The 17,035-nt window shown below is 63.6% G+C and carries 17 protein-coding genes and 1 pseudogene; 7 read left to right on the top strand and 11 right to left on the bottom strand.

Translation table 11 applies throughout. The annotated features are described in order from the left end of the window. The first annotated feature begins 57 nt into the window (after positions 1–57). Positions 58–1,182 (top strand): PepSY-associated TM helix domain-containing protein, encoded by a 1,125-nt coding sequence (locus M1B35_RS18880; RefSeq protein ID WP_123327515.1) that lies wholly within the window; start codon positions 58–60, stop codon positions 1,180–1,182. Continuing rightward, the gene (locus M1B35_RS18875; protein ID WP_268262755.1) at positions 1,179–1,367 is read left to right on the top strand and encodes a hypothetical protein; all 189 of its coding nucleotides are present in this window, start codon (positions 1,179–1,181) and stop codon (positions 1,365–1,367) included. Before M1B35_RS18880 ends, M1B35_RS18875 begins: the two co-directional genes overlap by 4 nt. On the opposite strand, the gene M1B35_RS18870 is transcribed toward M1B35_RS18875, so the two are convergent. Further along, positions 1,345–1,767, bottom strand: coding sequence for a hypothetical protein (locus M1B35_RS18870; RefSeq protein ID WP_123327517.1), 423 nt, complete (start codon positions 1,765–1,767; stop codon positions 1,345–1,347). The two genes, M1B35_RS18875 and M1B35_RS18870, sit on opposite strands and share 23 nt — an antisense overlap. 119 nt (positions 1,768–1,886) lie before the next feature. Between M1B35_RS18870 and M1B35_RS18865 the strand changes: the two genes are divergently transcribed. Beyond that, positions 1,887–2,516, top strand: coding sequence for a glutathione S-transferase (locus M1B35_RS18865; RefSeq protein ID WP_123327518.1), 630 nt, complete (start codon positions 1,887–1,889; stop codon positions 2,514–2,516). 141 nt (positions 2,517–2,657) lie between these two features. On the opposite strand, the gene creD is transcribed toward M1B35_RS18865, so the two are convergent. The 4 genes from creD to rloA2 form a co-directional block, all read right to left on the bottom strand. Next, positions 2,658–4,034, bottom strand: a complete 1,377-nt coding sequence (gene creD, locus M1B35_RS18860; RefSeq protein WP_123327520.1) for a cell envelope integrity protein CreD — start codon at positions 4,032–4,034, stop codon at positions 2,658–2,660. 96 nt (positions 4,035–4,130) lie between these two features. After that, positions 4,131–5,549, bottom strand: coding sequence for a two-component system sensor histidine kinase CreC (gene creC / locus M1B35_RS18855; protein ID WP_123327521.1), 1,419 nt, complete (start codon positions 5,547–5,549; stop codon positions 4,131–4,133). Continuing rightward, positions 5,549–6,223, bottom strand: a complete 675-nt coding sequence (gene creB, locus M1B35_RS18850; protein WP_123327522.1) for a two-component system response regulator CreB — start codon at positions 6,221–6,223, stop codon at positions 5,549–5,551. Before creB ends, creC begins: the two co-directional genes overlap by 1 nt. 59 nt (positions 6,224–6,282) lie before the next feature. After that, positions 6,283–6,783: a retropepsin-like aspartic peptidase RloA2 gene (gene rloA2 / locus M1B35_RS18845; RefSeq protein WP_268262754.1), complete on the bottom strand. Its 501-nt coding sequence runs from the start codon at positions 6,781–6,783 to the stop codon at positions 6,283–6,285. Between the two features lie 184 nt (positions 6,784–6,967). Here rloA2 and M1B35_RS18840 point away from each other — a divergent pair, with 184 nt between their 5' ends. Next, positions 6,968–7,855: an acyltransferase gene (locus M1B35_RS18840; RefSeq protein ID WP_268262753.1), complete on the top strand. Its 888-nt coding sequence runs from the start codon at positions 6,968–6,970 to the stop codon at positions 7,853–7,855. Here the strand turns inward: M1B35_RS18840 and M1B35_RS18835 are convergent, their stop codons facing one another. Then, the gene (locus M1B35_RS18835) at positions 7,856–8,413 is read right to left on the bottom strand and encodes a DUF2780 domain-containing protein (protein ID WP_123327525.1); all 558 of its coding nucleotides are present in this window, start codon (positions 8,411–8,413) and stop codon (positions 7,856–7,858) included. 154 nt (positions 8,414–8,567) lie between these two features. On the opposite strand from M1B35_RS18835, the gene M1B35_RS18830 reads away from it, so the two are divergent. The 3 genes from M1B35_RS18830 (at position 8,568) to M1B35_RS18820 (ending at position 10,600) form a co-directional block, all read left to right on the top strand. Beyond that, complete coding sequence (locus M1B35_RS18830; RefSeq protein ID WP_268262752.1) at positions 8,568–9,212, top strand: sigma-70 family RNA polymerase sigma factor; 645 nt, start codon at positions 8,568–8,570, stop codon at positions 9,210–9,212. Next, complete coding sequence (locus M1B35_RS18825) at positions 9,209–9,883, top strand: anti-sigma factor (protein WP_268262751.1); 675 nt, start codon at positions 9,209–9,211, stop codon at positions 9,881–9,883. The genes M1B35_RS18830 and M1B35_RS18825 overlap by 4 nt, the downstream gene beginning before the upstream one ends. Positions 9,884–10,015: 132 nt before the next feature. After that, positions 10,016–10,600 carry a hypothetical protein gene (locus M1B35_RS18820; protein ID WP_268262750.1) on the top strand — a complete coding sequence of 195 codons (585 nt, stop codon included), beginning with the start codon at positions 10,016–10,018 and terminating at the stop codon, positions 10,598–10,600. A 103-nt stretch (positions 10,601–10,703) separates the two neighbouring features. Here M1B35_RS18820 and fdhA read toward each other — a convergent pair whose 3' ends face one another. The 5 genes and pseudogenes from fdhA to M1B35_RS18795 all read right to left on the bottom strand — a co-directional run bounded on the left by fdhA (position 10,704) and on the right by M1B35_RS18795 (position 17,035). Further along, on the bottom strand, positions 10,704–11,903 hold the full coding sequence (fdhA, locus tag M1B35_RS18815; RefSeq protein WP_123327529.1) for a formaldehyde dehydrogenase, glutathione-independent: 1,200 nt from the start codon (positions 11,901–11,903) through the stop codon (positions 10,704–10,706). A 133-nt stretch (positions 11,904–12,036) separates the two neighbouring features. After that, positions 12,037–12,893, bottom strand: a pseudogene (purU, locus tag M1B35_RS18810) (formyltetrahydrofolate deformylase). 126 nt (positions 12,894–13,019) lie between these two features. Continuing rightward, positions 13,020–13,652, bottom strand: a complete 633-nt coding sequence (locus tag M1B35_RS18805) for a sarcosine oxidase subunit gamma (protein WP_268262749.1) — start codon at positions 13,650–13,652, stop codon at positions 13,020–13,022. Positions 13,653–13,718: 66 nt separating this feature from the next. Continuing rightward, positions 13,719–16,736 carry a sarcosine oxidase subunit alpha gene (locus M1B35_RS18800; RefSeq protein WP_268262748.1) on the bottom strand — a complete coding sequence of 1,006 codons (3,018 nt, stop codon included), beginning with the start codon at positions 16,734–16,736 and terminating at the stop codon, positions 13,719–13,721. After that, positions 16,733–17,035, bottom strand: a complete 303-nt coding sequence (locus M1B35_RS18795) for a sarcosine oxidase subunit delta (RefSeq protein ID WP_123327533.1) — start codon at positions 17,033–17,035, stop codon at positions 16,733–16,735. The genes M1B35_RS18800 and M1B35_RS18795 overlap by 4 nt, the downstream gene beginning before the upstream one ends.

Raw genomic sequence — 17,035 nt, 5'->3', positions numbered from 1 at the left:
GGATAACCCTCGCCAAAGGGCCGCCTCAAACGCGGCCCTTTGGCCTTTGGAGCCGTGATGAAAAGCACCACCATCCGTCGCTGGTCCCTGGTCCACACCTGGAGCAGCCTGATCTGTACGGTCTTTCTGTTGATGCTGGCCCTGACCGGCCTGCCGCTGATTTTCCACCATGAAATCGACCACCTGCTGGGCGATGCCGCCGAGCTCAAGGTGCTGCCCGCCGACACCCCGCACCTGGACCTGCAACAGCTGGTGCGCGCCGCCGAGGCCCATCGTCCGGGCGAGGTCATGCAGTACTTCGGCTGGGACGCAGACGAGCCCAACGGCGTGGTGGCGATCATGGCCAAGACCGCCGGCACCGAGCCCAATTCGTCCCACACCTTCATGCTCGACGCCCGCACCGGCGAGGCCGTGGCCATGCCCTCGGCCAATGGCGGGCTGATGATGGTCATGCTGCGCCTGCACGTGGACCTGTTCGCTGGGTTGCCGGGCAAGCTGCTGCTGGCCTTCATGGGGCTGCTGTTTGTACTGGCGATTGTCTCCGGCACGGTGCTCTACCTGCCGTTTATGCGCCGCCTGGATTTCGCCACCGTGCGCCGGGACAAATCCACCCGCCTGCGCTGGCTCGACCTACACAACCTGATCGGCGTGGTGACCCTGACTTGGGCCCTGGTGGTGGGCGTGACCGGGGTCGTCAGCGCCTGCGCCGACCTGCTGATCGCTGCCTGGCGCAACGATGCCCTCAGCGCCATGATCGCGCCCTACCAGGATGCCCCGCCCCTGACCCGACTGGCCCCTGCCAGCCGCCTACTGGAAATTGCCGAAGCGACGACGCCCGGCATGCAGGCCGACTTTATTGCCTTCCCCGGCACGCGCTTTTCCAGCGAGCACCACTACGCGGTGTTCATGAAAGGCAGCACCCACCTGACGTCACACCTGCTGACCCCGGTGCTGATCGACGCCAGCACCCTGGAGGTCACCGCCGTGGCCGAGCGCCCTTGGTACATGGACGCCATGGGCCTGTCCCAGCCCCTGCACTTTGGCGACTACGGCGGCCTGCCGATGCAGGTGCTGTGGGCGGCGCTGGATGTGTTGACCATCATCGTCCTGGGCAGCGGCCTGTACCTGTGGGTCGTCCGCCGGCGTGGGGCCAAACCGGCCGCAGCGCAGGTGCTGCCATGAAGCCCCGGGCCTCGAATTTCTGGAAGGTCTTCGGCACCCCGGCCTGGTTGGCGTTGCTCACCGCAACCGGGTTGTTTGCCGCACTGCTAGGGGACGGGATCTGGGACAGCCTGAGCTGGATCGGCCTCGGGCTGCCGACCCTGATCGCATTGCGCGGGCTACTCAGCGGTTACCGGGGACGCTAGCGCAACGTCGGGGAAAGCGCAGCAGCATATGAAATGACAGCCCCAGGCCCAGCAGGATGGCCGGGGCGAACCTGAGGTTCTCCAGCACCGCGCCGGCGGCGATCAACACGCCAACGCCGACCAACAACAGCAATGGCAGGTAACTCAGCGCCAACCCCCAATGCAGGCCACGGCTCACCCCATGGCGGGCACGCAGCCATAACGCCAGGGCCCCGGCCGCCAACACCAGCCACGCCAGAGGCAGCCAGGTACGGGCCAGCCAGGTGAACACCATCAGGTACTCCGGCGTACCCTCGCCATGACGCCGCCATTCCACTTGCAACGCCAGATACACCGCAGCACTGCCCAAGGCCAGCAAGACCTGGGTGACCCACACATGTTGCATATAACGCCTGCGCATCCTGCTCTCCTTGAAGCCTCGTTGAGGGGCGGCAGCAGGATACTGAATCCGCCGCTGTGGCGTCGGCCCGGCTCTGGGATAAGATCCCCGGGTGCCCCCGCCCCCTTCGAGGAATGTCCATGTCCACCCCCAGCATGACGCTGTTCCACAACCCCGCCTCGCCCTACGTGCGCAAAGTCATGGTGCTGCTGCACGAGACCGGGCAATTGAATCGCGTGGCCCTGGTCAACAGCCAACTGAGCCCGGTCAGCCCGGACGCCGAACTGATCAAGGACAACCCCCTGGGCAAGATTCCCGCCCTGCGCCTGGCCGACGGCAACGTACTTTACGACAGCCGGGTGATTGTCGAGTACCTGGACCAGCAACACGTGGGTAACCCGCTGATCCCCCGTGAGGGCTCGTCCCGCTGGCGGCGCCTGACCCTGGCGGCACTGGCCGACGGCATTCTCGACTCGGCGGTGCTGATCCGTTACGAAGTGGCCCTGCGCGCGCCGGAGAAACACTGGGACCTGTGGCTCGACGGTCAGCGCGACAAGATCCGTCGCGCCCTGGCCGAGCTTGAGGCCGAGGCCATTGCCGAACTGGCCTGCCACTTCGATGTGGCCTCCATTGGCGTGGCCAGCGCCCTGGGTTACCTGGACTTCCGCCACCCGGACCTGAACTGGCGCGAGGCCCAGCCGCAACTGGCCGCCTGGTACGCCGAAGTCAGTCAACGCCCCTCGATGCTCGCCACCCAGCCTGCGGTGTGACGCCGTTGGTCGCCGGCCGCCGCTGCCCGTCAGGGGCCGGCCGGCGATCAAGCCACAACAGGTCCACCGGGAACAAGCCGCCAATCCGTTGCGCCAACACCTCGCCCAGCCGTTGATCCTCACGCAAGCCCAGTGACCGGCTCATTGCACCGCCCCCAGCTCGAATTGCAGGGGTTTCTCGCCCTTGTCCTGGCCAATGCCGTACCAGTCCAGCTTACGGGTCAGCACCATAAACACCCCGAGCAGGCCAAACAGCAGCAGCGAGCCCATCAGCAGCGCGTAATCCTCGGCACTGAGCAAGCCATACAGCAGGCCGTACAAGGCCGCCAACGCCAGCGCAAACCCGGTGCCTTTCCCGGCGCTGTGCAACACATGGCTGACGTAGAAGCCGATCAGCACCACACAGCCGCTGGCGGACAACAGGTAGGCCAGGGCAAAGCCCAGGTGCTCCGACAACGACAGCAGCAACAGGTAGAAGAACGCCAGGGCCACCCCCACCAGAGCGTATTGCACCGGGTGCACCGCCAGGCTCTTGAGCACTTCGAACAGGAAGAAGCCGGCGAAGGTCAGGCCGATAAACAGTAGGGCGTATTTGATCGCACGGTCGCTTTTCAGGTACTGATCCACCGGGTCGATAAAGCTCACGCCAAAGCTGCGGCCATGGAAGTCGCCGCACTTCTGGCTGGTGACGCAGCGGTCCATCGCCTGTTCCAGGTTGGTGGAGAAAAACGAGGTCTGCCAAGTCGCCGAAAAGCCGCGGTCGGTGACTTCACGCTCGGTCGGCAGGTAGTTGCCGATAAAGCTCGGGTGCGGCCAGTTGGCGCCCAGTTGCACCTTGCTGGTCTTGCCCACCGGGACCACCTCCAGTTGACCGGTGCCTTGCAGGCGCAGGTCGAAACCGAAGTCCAACTGGGTCACCTTCTTCACATCCAGGGGCGGCAACATGGCGTGCACGCCTTCGTCCAGCCAACTGACGTAAGTGCCCGGGGCAAAATCCAGGGTCTGGCCATTGAGTTGCAGCTTGAGGGCGTTCTCGATGCCGCGGATGTCGCTGATGCCCACTGCCAGGAAGGGCGGGTCGAACTGGTAATCAGCAAAGTCTTCCTTGATGCCGTACTGCTCGGGAACAGCGAAGTAACCGCTGATATGGCTGTCGGCGTGGAACAGCCGCGCCTCGTAGATGCCCCGCGCCCGCAGTTCGGTCTGGGCCTGGCCATTGAGTTCGAAATGCTCGGGCAGGAAAAACAGGCGCCCTTCCACCTCAGTATTTTCCTGGTAGCGTTTATTGGTTTTTTCGTTGGTCTTCCAGACGCGCACGGTCTTGCGATAGTCCACCACCAGCACTGGGCCGGTGAGTTGCTGGCTACCGCTGGAGCTGCGGGCGATGTCTTCCAGCACACCATCACGCAGTTGCTGACGCTCCTGGATCAGCCCGCCGATCATCAGCAGCGGCACCAGCAACAACAGGATCAAAAGGGCAATAGCCCCGAGTTTCAAGGCCAGACTGCGGTGGTTCATGGGGTTCTCTCCCTGTTCTGATGGGAGAAAGTCTGGGGCGTCGCTGTGGGGGTTTTATGAGGGCTGTGTGGAGACTCTGTGGAGAACGCCCACCGATCAAGGTAGGCGCAAGGTCACCAGCACCCCATCCGGCACATTGCCGATGCTCATCTGGCCGCCGTGCAACTGCACCACCTCGGCAACGAAATTGAGCCCCAACCCGGTGCTTTTGCGTCCACTGTCGGGCCGTGGCAGGGAGTAGAAACGCTCGCACAGGCGCGGCAGGGCGTAGTCGGGAATAGCCTCGGCCTGGTTGAACAGGGAGAACACCCGCTCATCGCCCTCACGTTCGGCGCCGATGCGCAGCAGGCCGTGCTGCGGGGTGAAATCCAGGGCGTTCTCCAGCAGGTTGCCCAGGGCCTGGCGCAGCAGGAACGGCTCGCCGTTGAGCGCCAGGTCCGGGGCGATCTGCTGCTCGATGCGCAACTGCTTGCGCTGGATGCGCGCGGCCTGGCCATCGAGCAGCTCTTTGAGCAGGGGCGCCAAGGGCACCGCCACCCGTTCTTCCAGGCCCTGGCGCTGCTCGACCTGGGCCAGGTTCAACAGACGCTCGATCAACTGCTGCATGCGCGCACTTTCGCTGTCGATATTGCCGACAAAGCGCTGCCGCTGTTCCACCGGCATCTCGCTTTGCAGCAGCTCGGCCGCGCCGCGAATCGCCGCCAGCGGGCTCTTCAATTCATGGGTCAGGGTGTGTACGTAGCGCTCCACATAGGCCTTGCCCTCCAACTGGGTACGCATGTGCTCCACCGCCGTGGACAACTGCTCCAACTCGCCGCCGCGATAATGGGGCAACTCGGCGCGCCGACCTTCGCTGACCGCCTGGGCATAGGCCGTCAGGCGCCGCAAGGCTGCGCTGAGCCACCAGGACAACAAGCCGCCGAACAGCAGGCCGAGGCCGATCACCCCGGCGCCGTACCAGATCAAGCGCCGCTGGGTGCGGTCCACATAGGGCTGCAGCGAGCTGTTGGGCTTGGCCACGGTGACCACGCCAATGATCTGGCCGTTGTCACGGATCGGCGCGCCGACGTGCATCACCGACGAGTCCGGGTCTTCGGCCACGGCCCGGGTAGAACGGGCGCCGTACTGGCCGCGCAAAGTCAGGTACACATCGTTCCAGCGCGAATAATCCTGGCCCACGGCGACGCCGCTGGAATCCAGCACCACCTTGCCTTGGGCGTCGGTCACGTAAATACGGTGGTTGACCTGGTTCTTCGGCAACCCCCAGATGGTCGCCGCCGGCTGGCGCTCGCCATAGGCATGCAGCAACTGCGGCCAGCGGTTTTCGTTGAGGGTCCCGGCCTTGAAGTCGTCCCGCAGGATCTCCGCCATCAGGTTGGCGGTGTCCACCAGGGTTTCTTCGGTGGACTGGCGCACCCCTGGGCGGATTTCCTCCATCACCGTGTTGAGCACGAAGTAGCTGGTCAGGCCGACAAACAGCACATAGACCAGGAAAATCCGTACGCCCAATGGCATCAGCTGTTCACCGGGCTGTAGCTGTAGCCCAGGCCACGATGGGTCTGGATCGGCTCGGCACTGGCCGCCACTGCCCGCAGCTTGGCCCGCAGGCTCTTGATGTGGCTGTCGATATTGCGCTCGTAACCGACGTCGGCGGCCACCCCCAGGGCGTCCAGCAACTGCTCGCGACTGAACACCCGTTCGGGCTGTTCCAGCAGGCTCTGCAACAAACGGAATTCGTGACGGGTCAGGCTCAGGGGCTGGCCGCGGTAGCTGATCTGCACCCGCTCCGGGTCGATGACAAACAAGGGCGCAGCCTCGCTGGTCCGCGGGCCCATGCGCTTGAGGATGGCCTTGACCCGTGCCGCCACTTCCCGGGGGCTGAAGGGCTTGACCACATAATCGTCAGCGCCGATCTCCAGGCCGACCACGCGGTCGATCTCGCCATTCCGGGCACTGAGGAACATCACCGGCACTTCGCTGAAGCGCCGCAACTGCTTGCAGGTCTCGAAGCCGCTGATGTCCGGCAAGCCGATGTCGAGAATGATCAGGTCCGCCGGCGTCGCCCGCTGGTGGTCCAACGCCGCCTGGCCCAGGCTCAGCCAGGTGGTACTGAAACCCTCACCCTGCAGGGCAAAAATCAGCGTATCGGCAATCGCCGCTTCGTCTTCGACAATCAGGATATGGGGCATGGCATCCGAGCACAGAGGTTAAGTGCGGGAAAGGTGCCGGATGCCTCAGGCGCCGTCAATCAGCAGTCGGGCTTGTCCGCCGTATAGCGTCGGGCCGGGTTCACCGCGGCGCCAAACTCGCGCAGGGCCTTGGCGCCAATCAGCAACGGGTAGTTGAAGCCGCTACGGTCGGTGAGGTTGACCTCCACCGTGCGTTTGACGTTGCCCAGGCACATTTCCAGGTCCACCACCGGGCGCTTGGCCGCCTGCGGTTCTTCGCTGTCTTCATCTTCATCGGCGCGGCTCTTGATCTTGCTGATGCGCGCCACTTTGTGTTCGTAGACCTTGTTGTCGGCACCCTTGGTGGCCAAGCGGAAGCGCACCCAATCCTCACCGTCGCGGGTAAAGGTCTCGATGTCCTTGGCCGACAGCGACGCGGTCAGGGCGCCGGTGTCCATCTTGGCCTTGAGGGTTTCGCCGATTTCCGGCAACTGGATGTATTCGTAGCGCCCGTACAGCGTGGGCTCGGCGGCCATGACCGGCAGCGCGAGAAGGGACAGCAAAGCCAGGACGGATTTCACGTGAGGGGGTTCCTTGGAAAGTGGGCAGCGGTTTTTTAGACCGCTGCCGGGCAATGGGTTCAACGTGCAGAGTGGGCAAAAGCATAACTGTATATAAGTGAAACATTCGTCAGCACTTGGGCATTTGGCCTCTGCGCCCAAGCTGCTTATGATTGCCCGTCCAAAAGTTTGCCAAGAGTTGCTTATGCGCCGCCTGCTCACCGGCTGTTTCGTCACCCTGCTGCTCCTGCTCAACACCCTGGTGCTGTTCGGCCCACTGATGGTGTTTGCCCTGCTCAAGCTGGTCCTGCCCGGGCGCTGGCGCGATAACGCCTCAAGGGCCGTGATGTGGATCGCCGAAACCTGGGCCGAGATCGACAAACTGATCTTCGCCCGGTGCATCCCCACACAATGGGACATTCGTGGCGGCGAAGGCCTGCGGGTCGACACTTCGTACCTGGTGGTCAGCAACCACCAATCCTGGGTGGACATCCCGGCGCTGATCCAGGCCCTCAACCGGCGCACCCCGTTCTTCAAGTTCTTCCTCAAGCGCGAGCTGATCTGGGTGCCGTTCCTGGGCCTGGCCTGGTGGGCCCTGGACTACCCCTTCATGAAGCGCTACAGCAAGGCCTTCCTGGCCAGGCACCCGGAACTGCGGGGCAAGGACCTGGAAATCACCCAGGCCGCCTGCGAGCTGTTCAAGCGCCAGCCGGTGACCGTGGTCAACTACCTGGAAGGCACCCGCTTCACCCCGATAAAACGCCAGCAACAGGGCTCCCCCTTCAACTACCTGCTCAAGCCCAAGGCGGGCGGCGTAGCCTTTGTATTGGCCGCCATGGGCCAACAACTGGACGCGATTCTCGACGTCACCGTGGTCTATCCGCAGCAGAAGATTCCGGGGTTCTGGGAACTGATCAGCGGCGCAGTGCCCAAGGTGATCATCGACATTCACACCCGTGAACTGGACCCGGCGTTGTGGCAGGGGGATTACGAAAACGATCCGGCGTTTCGCCAACACGTCCAGAACTGGGTCAACCAGCTCTGGACCGAGAAGGACCGACGCATTGCCCAGTTACGTGGCGAGCAGGGCTGATCAGCTGCCGGTGCCCCAGATACCGCCCAGGCTTTGCAGCAACGAACCACCAACGCCCTGCTGCCCGAGGTACTGCAGGATCAACGGAGCAAATTGGCCGATCATGCCGCTGTCCATGCCCAAGGCGCCGAAGGTGTTGTTCAGGTCGCTGGTGGTTTTCACATTGCCCAGCAGACCGTCGAGGGCCGGGGACTTGGCGGAATCACCCAGCAACCCTCCCAAACCGCCAAGCCCGCTCAGGGCATTGTTGCCCGCCAACTGGTCCAACCCCGGAACGCTCTTGGCCAATTGCGCGTAGTCGGTGGAGCTCAACTGGTTCTTCGCCAGGCCCAGCATGGCACCGGCCCCGCCGACGGCCTGCTCGGGGCTGATCTTCAATTGCGACCCCAGGCTGTCCAGCAGGCCGGCCGTTTCAGGGGTGGTGGCGGCCTCCCCGGCCTTGTTGCCCTGGGCACCGGCAATGGCCCCGGCCACGTCCCCCAGGCTGAACCCGGCCAACACTGGGCCCGCGGCCAAGGTCATCAGTGAAGCCAGTAGCAAACCGCGTGAAATCTTCATCGAAGCAACCTCAGTGAACCTGTCGCCATCCTCGACAGTGGGATGGAAAACAGCGTTTTGACTGATCGGCCCGGTGAATGTTCCGGTCGTCCGTCGGCGCTGCATCCAGGGGCCCGGGGGCAACGTATAGGCCATGCCCTGGAGGATATTCCCGATGAATGGAACAACCGCGCACCCTGGACTAATCTCTGCCAACCGGCCTTGCAAACCGGTGCCTTGCGCTCACCGCCGGTTTGTCTGGAGAACGCTTATTTCCACCCTCGACCCCGATCATCTCAGGCAACTGCTGGCCCAATGTGCCCTGGGCGACCGCCGCGCCTTCGAGAGCCTGTACCGCAGCGTCGCCCCACGCCTGCACGGCGTGGCCTTGCGCTTCATGGGCCGCCACGACTTGGCCGAAGAAGTGCTGCAGGAAAGCTTCATACGGATCTGGAACAACGCCTCACGCTACCAAGCCCACCTCTCGGCACCGCTGACCTGGATGACCCACATCCTGCGCAATCAAGCCATCGACCAGTTGCGCAAACACCGCGACCGACCCTTGAGCGAACGGGAAGAACAGCAACTGCCCGACGAGGGCCCCTCCGCCCACGAACTGCTGGACAGCGCCCGCCAGGCCCAGGCCCTGAACCGTTGCCTGGACAGCCTGGAGGGCATGCAACGTCAGTCGATCAGCGTCGCCTACTTCCAAGGACTGTCCTGCTCGGAGCTGGCCGACCACCTGGCGGCGCCCCTGGGCTCGGTCAAGTCGTGGATCCGCCGGGGCATGGAGCGCCTGCGCAGGTGCCTTGAATCATGAACTACCAGACGCCCAGCCGACGCCGCGCCCTGGCTGCCGACTACGCCATCGGCCTGATGCAGGGTGCCGCGCGCCGACGCTTCGAACAGCTGTTGCTGGACGACGGGGCCCTGCGTGAAGAACTGGCGAAATGGCAGGAGAGCCTCGCCAGCCTGACCGAAACCCTGCCGGAGCAGGACGTGCCGGAGCATGTGTGGGATGGCATCCAGGTTCGTATTGAGCCTCAGGTCCTGCACTTGCCGAAAAAGAATCCGCTGTGGATGCGCCTGCGCCTGGCAATTGCCGCCTGCGCCGTGCTGGCCACCCTGTACATCGGTTTTATCCAGCAGAGCGACCAGGTGCGCTACAGCGCCACCCTGCTCAGCGCCAGCCAGGAACCGGCGCTGCGCATCCAGGCCCATGCCCAATACCTGCAAGTCGAGCCATTGACCCTGGCGACAGTGGGCCTGGACCGCAGCCTGGAGCTGTGGGCGATCCCGGCCGATGGCCAACCGATTTCCCTGGGCGTGGTGCCCATGGGCGGCAAGGGCCGGATCAACCTGAGCCAGGCCCAGCGCGACCTGCTGGGCACCCCCATCGCCCTCGCCGTGAGCCTCGAACCCCATGGCGGCTCACCCACCGGCCAGCCCACCGGGCCGGTGTTGTACCAAGGGCAATTGGCGGCGCTGTAACCGCCGCCTTCGCCTGTAGGCGCTGGCTTGCCAGCGAAGCAACCCACGCTAAACTCCCCTGCCCACTCACAAACAGGGTCTGCGCCAGCCTCAAGCGGCCGAACCAGCCCCCTGCATTTTCCGGCGTTTCAAGTGAATCGATCCCCTACAAGAACAGCCCTCTACGGCTGCATCGCCCTGGCCTTGGCCGTCTCTATCGCCATCTGGGCCATCGGCCGCCCCATCGACAGCAACCTGTGCTCAGGCGCAGACCGTGCCCCTGGCCCACTGACCGAAGTCATCAGCCAATACTTCAAGGACACCCACGGAGCCGACTGGCAAGAGGAGATCAGCTCACTGATCATTCTCGGCGTGCCATCAGCCCAGGCGCTGGCCCGCCAGCCCCAGGCCCACTACTGCGAAGCCCTGGGCCTGCTGGAGAGCCCGCAACGAGCGCCCAGCGAAAAGTTTCACACCGCCGTGCTGATGCTCTCACTGCCCATCGACTACTACCTCGACTTCATGGACCGCAGTCACGAGCTGTATCAGCGCGGGCTCATTGATCGATCAGTCCTGAGCATGGTGCTTCTCCCCAGAGGCACGGCGCTGAATTACTGGTGGCTGCCTCAGTGGCGGTCGCGCTTCCAGCGGGATGCGCCAGGCATTTTCAGCGAGGCCCATGTGAAGGAGATCCTGAGTGGAGAACACTGGTTCGACTACCCGGGCCGAGGCTACTGACGGCCCCTCGTCAGCCGCTACCCTCTGATCGCCTGACACTGCACATTGCAACAATGAAAAAGGGCGACCCGTGGGTCGCCCTTTCCTTCTATCGCCTCAAGCCTCAGGCGGCGCTGAACAGTTTGTGCGGGTCGATGACGAATTTCTTCGGTACACCGGCATCGAACTCACCGTAACCACGCGGCGCGTCGTCCAGGCTGATGACCTGCACCCCGACCACTTCGGCGATGTTGATGCGGTCCCACATGATCGCCTGCATCAACTGGCGGTTGTACTTCATCACCGGGGTCTGGCCGGTATGGAAGCTGTGGGATTTGGCCCAACCCAGGCCGAAACGAATGCTCAGGCTGCCGATCTTCGCCGCGGCATCCACGGCACCCGGGTCTTCGGTGACATACAAGCCGGGAATACCGATCTTGCCCGCCACCCGCACCACACCCATCAGGGAGTTGAGCACCGTGGCCGGGGCTTCGTGCTGGGCACCGGAATGACCGTGACCGCGGGCTTCGAAGCCCACCGCATCCACCGCGCAATCGACTTCCGGCTCGCCCAGCAGGGCGGCGATCTGTTCGTGCAGCGGAGTGTCCTGGGACAGGTCGGCGATTTCAAAGCCCTGGGCCTTGGCATGGGCCAGGCGCACCGGGTTGACGTCACCAATGATCACCACCGCCGCCCCCAGCAGACGCGCCGAGGCCGCAGCCGCCAGGCCCACCGGGCCGGCACCGGCCACATACACCGTGCTGCCCGGCCCGACACCGGCCGTCACTGCGCCGTGATAACCCGTAGGCAGGATGTCGGAGAGGCAAGTCAGGTCGCGGATTTTCTCCATGGCCTTGTCGCGGTCCGGCAGTTTCAGCAGGTTGAAGTCGGCATAGGGCACCAGCACGTATTCGGCCTGGCCACCGGTCCAGTCGCCCATGTCGACATAACCGTAGGCACCACCGGCGCGGGCCGGGTTGACGGTCAGGCAGACCCCGGTGTGCTGCTCCTTGCAGGAACGGCAGCGCCCGCACGCCACGTTGAACGGCACCGAAACCAGGTCGCCGATCTTCAGGTTCTCGACGTCGCTGCCCTTCTCGACCACTTCGCCGGTGATTTCATGACCCAGGACCAGACCGACCTGGGCAGTGGTACGGCCGCGCACCATGTGTTGGTCCGAGCCACAGATGTTGGTGGAAACCACACGCAGGATCACGCCGTGCTCGATCTTCCGACCGCGCGGGTCCTGCATTTTTGGATAGTCGATTTTCTGGACTTCGACCTTGCCATTGCCCAGATACACGACGCCACGATTACCAGACATGTCAGTCACCTCTGTAGTTGTTGTTGTGAAGAGAGTGGAAGGAGCGTCAAGCTTCAAGCGGCACGCTATGAGCCGCAAGAAGAGTGAAAACCGCTGTTACTTGTCGCTTACCGCTTGGAGCTTGCTGCTGCTCTTAAAGAACAACGGTCCTGTTGGCGTTCAAGAACACCCGCCTTTCAATGTGATAACCCACGGCCCGGGCAACGTCAGGCCTTCGATATCCCGACCCTTGGCAATCAAGTCCTCGGGGTAGTGGCTGTGGTCCACCACTTCCACGCCCTGGGCGATGATCGGGCCTTCGTCCAGGTCGTTGTTGATGTAGTGAGCGGTCGCCCCCACCAGTTTCACGCCCTTGTTGTAGGCCTGGTGATAAGGCTTGGCACCCTTGAAGCCCGGCAGCAGCGAGTGATGGATATTGATCGCCTTGCCATCGAGCTTGCGGCACAGCTCCGGCGACAGCACTTGCATGTAGCGCGCAAGGATCACCAATTCCGCACCGGACTCTTCAATCACTTGCCACACCTGGCGCTCCTGGGACGGCTTGTCGTTGGGGTCGAGGGGGAAATGGTAGTAGGGAATCTGGTGCCAGTCGGCCAAAGGTTTCAAATCAGGGTGATTGGACACCACTGCCACTACGTCCATGGACAGCTGGCCGATGCGCTGGCGGTACAGCAGGTCGTTGAGGCAGTGATCGGCCTTGGAGACCATGATCACTACTTTTGGCCGGTAGTTCGGTGCCGTCAGCTCGAAGTTCATGTCGAAGGCTTTGGCCCGTTCGGCCAGGCCGGTACTGAAACCCTGCTCGTCGAGGCCGTCCGGCTGGCGGAATTCCACACGAATAAAAAAACGGCCCGAGAGCCGGTCGTCGAAGGAATGGTGCTCAGTGACGTAGCAGCCCTGCTCGAACAGAAAGCGGGTCACCGCGTCCACCGTGCCGAGCACGCTGGGGCAGTCGGCGGTCAAAATCCATGTATCGGGTGCGCGGCTCATTACGGATAACTCCTCAAGCAACTTCAGTTGGTGCGCCCCCCTGCAGGAACTGGGCTTGTCGGTGATAGCGGCCTTGAGGGCGCCATCGCCGGCAAGCCGGCTCCTACAGATAAGCGTCACCTCATGTCAGGCTTCTACGCGCAAGCCGTATTCGGCAGCGGCATCCTGCAACCACAACCACCAGTAATCGGAAAAGCTGCGGCGCACCAGCAGCTCCCAGGTCTCCTCGCCTGTACGGCGGATCACCAGTTGCGACTTGGCGAACACCGTGCCCACCGCCTTGCCCACCGGGAAGTTGTTGGGGTGCACGTCGTAGCTGGTGGACTTCATCAGTACCTGGCGCACGTTGGGGCCGGACAGCTCAAGGATCTGCTGGCCGCCACTGACGTTGACGATCTGAATGTGCAGGTCGCCCAGCGCCTCACGCAGTTGTTGCTCGGCGGCGAATTCGTCACCGCTCGGTACAATCAGCAGCCATTCATCCGGGCCTAGCCATTGCAGGCTGGTTTCGCCTTTGACGATAACGCTCAGCGCCGCTGGCAATTCGATGCCCAGGGCCTTGTGCACGCCGGCGGCGAACGCCGGGTCATGGCCGTCGCCACGGAGGGTCAGGTGGCCGAGGAGTTTCTTCTCACGCAGGGTGACGCCGGCGTTCTTGCGGCCCTTGCCCACCAGGCTCGGCAGGTCGGCGTGATGCAGCGACGATTCGGCCTTGGCCCCAGTGGTCGGGCGTTGTTGGTAAACATTGGCTGCGGTCATAAAGCACCTGTCTTGAATTCTGTGATCGTTCCCACGCTTTGCGTGGGAACGCCGCACTGGACGCTATCAAATGTTCTGGCGGTCGCCTTTCGGGTCGAAGAACACCGAGGACACAATCTCCGCCTCAATCACGCTGCCATCTGCCTGGGGCGAAAATACTCGCTCGCCGATGCGCTTCAAGCCACCCTTGACCACGCCCATGGCAAACGAATAACCGAGGGAGTTGTGCGCATAGCTGGAGGTGACGTGGCCGACCATCTTCATCGGGATCGCCTGCTTGGCGTCGAACACCAACTGCGCGCCTTCCGGCAGCCACACGGTCGGGTCGATCGGCTTCAAGCCCACCAGTTGCTTGCGCTCCTCACGAACACAATCTTCACGGTTCATCCCGCGCCAGCCGATCCACGAGAACGGCTTGGTACGGCCTACGCACCAGCCCATGTTCAAATCGTCCGGGGTCATGGAACCGTCGGTGTCCTGACCGACGATGATGAAGCCCTTCTCGGCCCGCAGCACGTGCATGGTCTCGGTGCCGTACGGCGTCAGGTTGTACTTCTTGCCGGCTTCGACAATCTGCTCCAGCACACCCATGGCGTAGTCGGCCTGGACGTTGACTTCGTACGACAGCTCGCCGGTGAACGAGATACGGAACACCCGCGCCGGCACACCGCCGACCAGGCCTTCTTTCCAGGTCATGAACGGGAAGCCGTCCTTGTCCAGGTCGATGTCGGTGACTTCGCTCAGCAGCTTGCGGCTGTTGGGGCCCGACAGGGTCATGGTGGCCCAGTGGTCGGTGACCGAGGTGAAGTACACCTTGAGCTCTGGCCATTCGGTCTGCTGGTAGATCTCCAGCCACTGCAGCACGCGGGCCGCGCCGCCGGTGGTGGTGGTCATCAAGAAGTGGTTATCGGCGAGGCAGGCGGTGACGCCGTCGTCGAAGACCATGCCGTCTTCCTTGCACATCAGGCCGTAACGGGCCTTGCCCACGTCGAGCTTGGTCCAGGCGTTGGTGTAGATGCGGTTGAGGAATTCACGGGCGTCCGGGCCCTGGATGTCGATCTTGCCCAGGGTCGAGGCGTCCAGCAGGCCGACGCTGTCGCGCACCGCCAGGCATTCGCGCTTCACCGCGGCGTGCAGGTCTTCACCGTGTTTCGGGAAGTACCACGGACGCTTCCATTGCCCGACGTCTTCGAATTCGGCGCCGTTTTTCAGGTGCCACGAATGCAGCGCGGTGAAACGTACCGGCTCGAAGATATGCCCACAGTGACGGCCAGCCACCGCGCCGAAGGTCACCGGCGTGTAGTTCGGGCGGAACATGGTGGTGCCCATCTGCGGGATGGTCACGTTCAGCGAACGGGCGGCAATCGCCAGGCCGTTGACGTTGCCGAGCTTGCCCTGATCGGTACCAAAACCCAGGGCGGTGTAGCGTTTGACGTGCTCGACCGACTCAAAACCTTCCCGGGTCGCCAGTTCGATGGCGGCGGCGGTGACATCGTTCTGCAGGTCGACAAATTGCTTGGGCGCCCGCGCCGTGCCTTTTTCGTGGGGCACCTGGAACAGCGCCAGGGTCGGCTCTTCAAGGCGGCTCAGGGCTTTGGGCAACACGCCCTCTACCGCTTGGAACCCGGCTTCGCTGGCAGCGCGTACGCCCCCTTCAAAACCGTCGGCCAGGGAGTCGCCCAGGCTGTAGACACCGTTGATGCCACCGACGCACACACGTTTCTGCGGTGCCTCACCCGGTACAAAACCGAGGATGTCTTCACGCCAGACCGGCTTGCCGCCCAAGTGCGAAGCCAGGTGCACCACCGGGCTGTAGCCGCCGGAACTGGCGACCAGGTCGCAATCGAGCCATTCGCCGGGGCTGGTGACTTTATGGGCCTTGACGTCAATCGCCGCGATGCGCGCGGCGGTGACGTGCTTGCTGCCACGGGCTTCGATCACCGCACTGGAGGTGAGGATCCGGATGCCCTTGGCCCGAGCTTCTTCCACCAGGGCGCCGCGCGGGTTACTGCGGGCGTCGGCGATGGCCACCACTTGCAGACTGGCGTCGAGCCAGTCCAGGGCCACGCGGTAGGCGTGATCGTTGTTGGTGCTCAGCACCAGTTTCTTGCCCGGCGCCACGCCGTAGCGGCGCACGTAGGTGGAGACCGCACCGGCCAGCATGTTGCCCGGCACGTCGTTGTTGCCGTAGACCAATGGCCGCTCGTGGGTGCCGGTGGCCAGGACCACGCGCTTGGCCCGCACCCGGTGAATGCGCTGACGCACTTGGCCGATCGGGGCACGGTCACCCAAGTGATCGGTGAGGCGCTCGTGGATGGTCAGGAAATTGTGGTCGTGGTAGCCGTTGACCGTGGCCCGAGGCAGCAGGAGCACGTCGGGCAGGGCCTGGAGTTCAGCGATCACGCTGGCCACCCATTCCGCCGCCGGCTTGCCGTCCAGGCTCTCGCGACTGTCCAGCAGGCTGCCGCCGAACTCTTCCTGTTCGTCCGCCAGGATCACCCGGGCACCGCTGCGTGCCGCGGCCAGGGCGGCGGCCAGGCCGGCAGGGCCGGCACCGACGATCAGCACGTCGCAGTGCTGGTTCATGTTGTCGTAGGTGTCCGGATCGTTCTCGGTCGGCGAACGGCCGAGGCCCGCCGCCTTGCGGATGTACTTCTCGTAGGTCATCCAGAACGATTGCGGGTACATGAAGGTTTTGTAGTAGAAACCCGGCGGCATCAGCTTGCCGCCGACCTTGCCGAGGATGCCCATCATGTCGTTGTTGACGCTCGGCCAGCCGTTGGTGCTGGTGGCGACCAGACCTTGGTACAGCGCCTGTTGGGTGGCGCGCACGTTGGGGATCTGGGTGGCTTCGGTGGCGCCGATCTGCAGCACCGCGTTGGGCTCTTCACAGCCGGCGGCAAAGATGCCCCGAGGCCGGGAGTACTTGAAGCTGCGACCGATGATATCCACGCCGTTGGCCAGCAAGGCGGCGGCCAGGGTGTCGCCTTCAAAGCCTTTGTAGGTCTGGCCGTTGAAGGTGAAGGTCAGGACTTTATTGCGGTCGATCCGTCCACCGTTGGACAGGCGATTGGTCTGGCTCATACCTTCTCTCCAGCAGCCTTGGCGGTGAATTGCGGCTTGCTGCCAATCTTGTAGGTTTCAAGAATTTCGTAGGTCACGGTGTCGCGGGTGGCGTTGAAATACTGACGGCAACCGGCCGCATGGATCCACAGCTCGTGGTGCAGGCCGCGGGGGTTGTCGCGGAAGAACATGTAGTCGCCCCACTGCTCGTCGGTGCAGGCATTCGGGTCGAGAGGGCGCGGAATATGCGCCTGGCCGGACGAATGGAATTCCTCTTCAGAGCGCAGTTCGCCGCAGTGAGGACAGAAGATATGCAACAT

Origin of the sequence: Pseudomonas morbosilactucae (assembly GCF_023241665.1) — a bacterium.
GTDB classification, from domain to species: Bacteria; Pseudomonadota; Gammaproteobacteria; order Pseudomonadales; family Pseudomonadaceae; genus Aquipseudomonas; species Aquipseudomonas morbosilactucae.
This window is presented reverse-complemented; position numbering and strand designations above follow the sequence as displayed.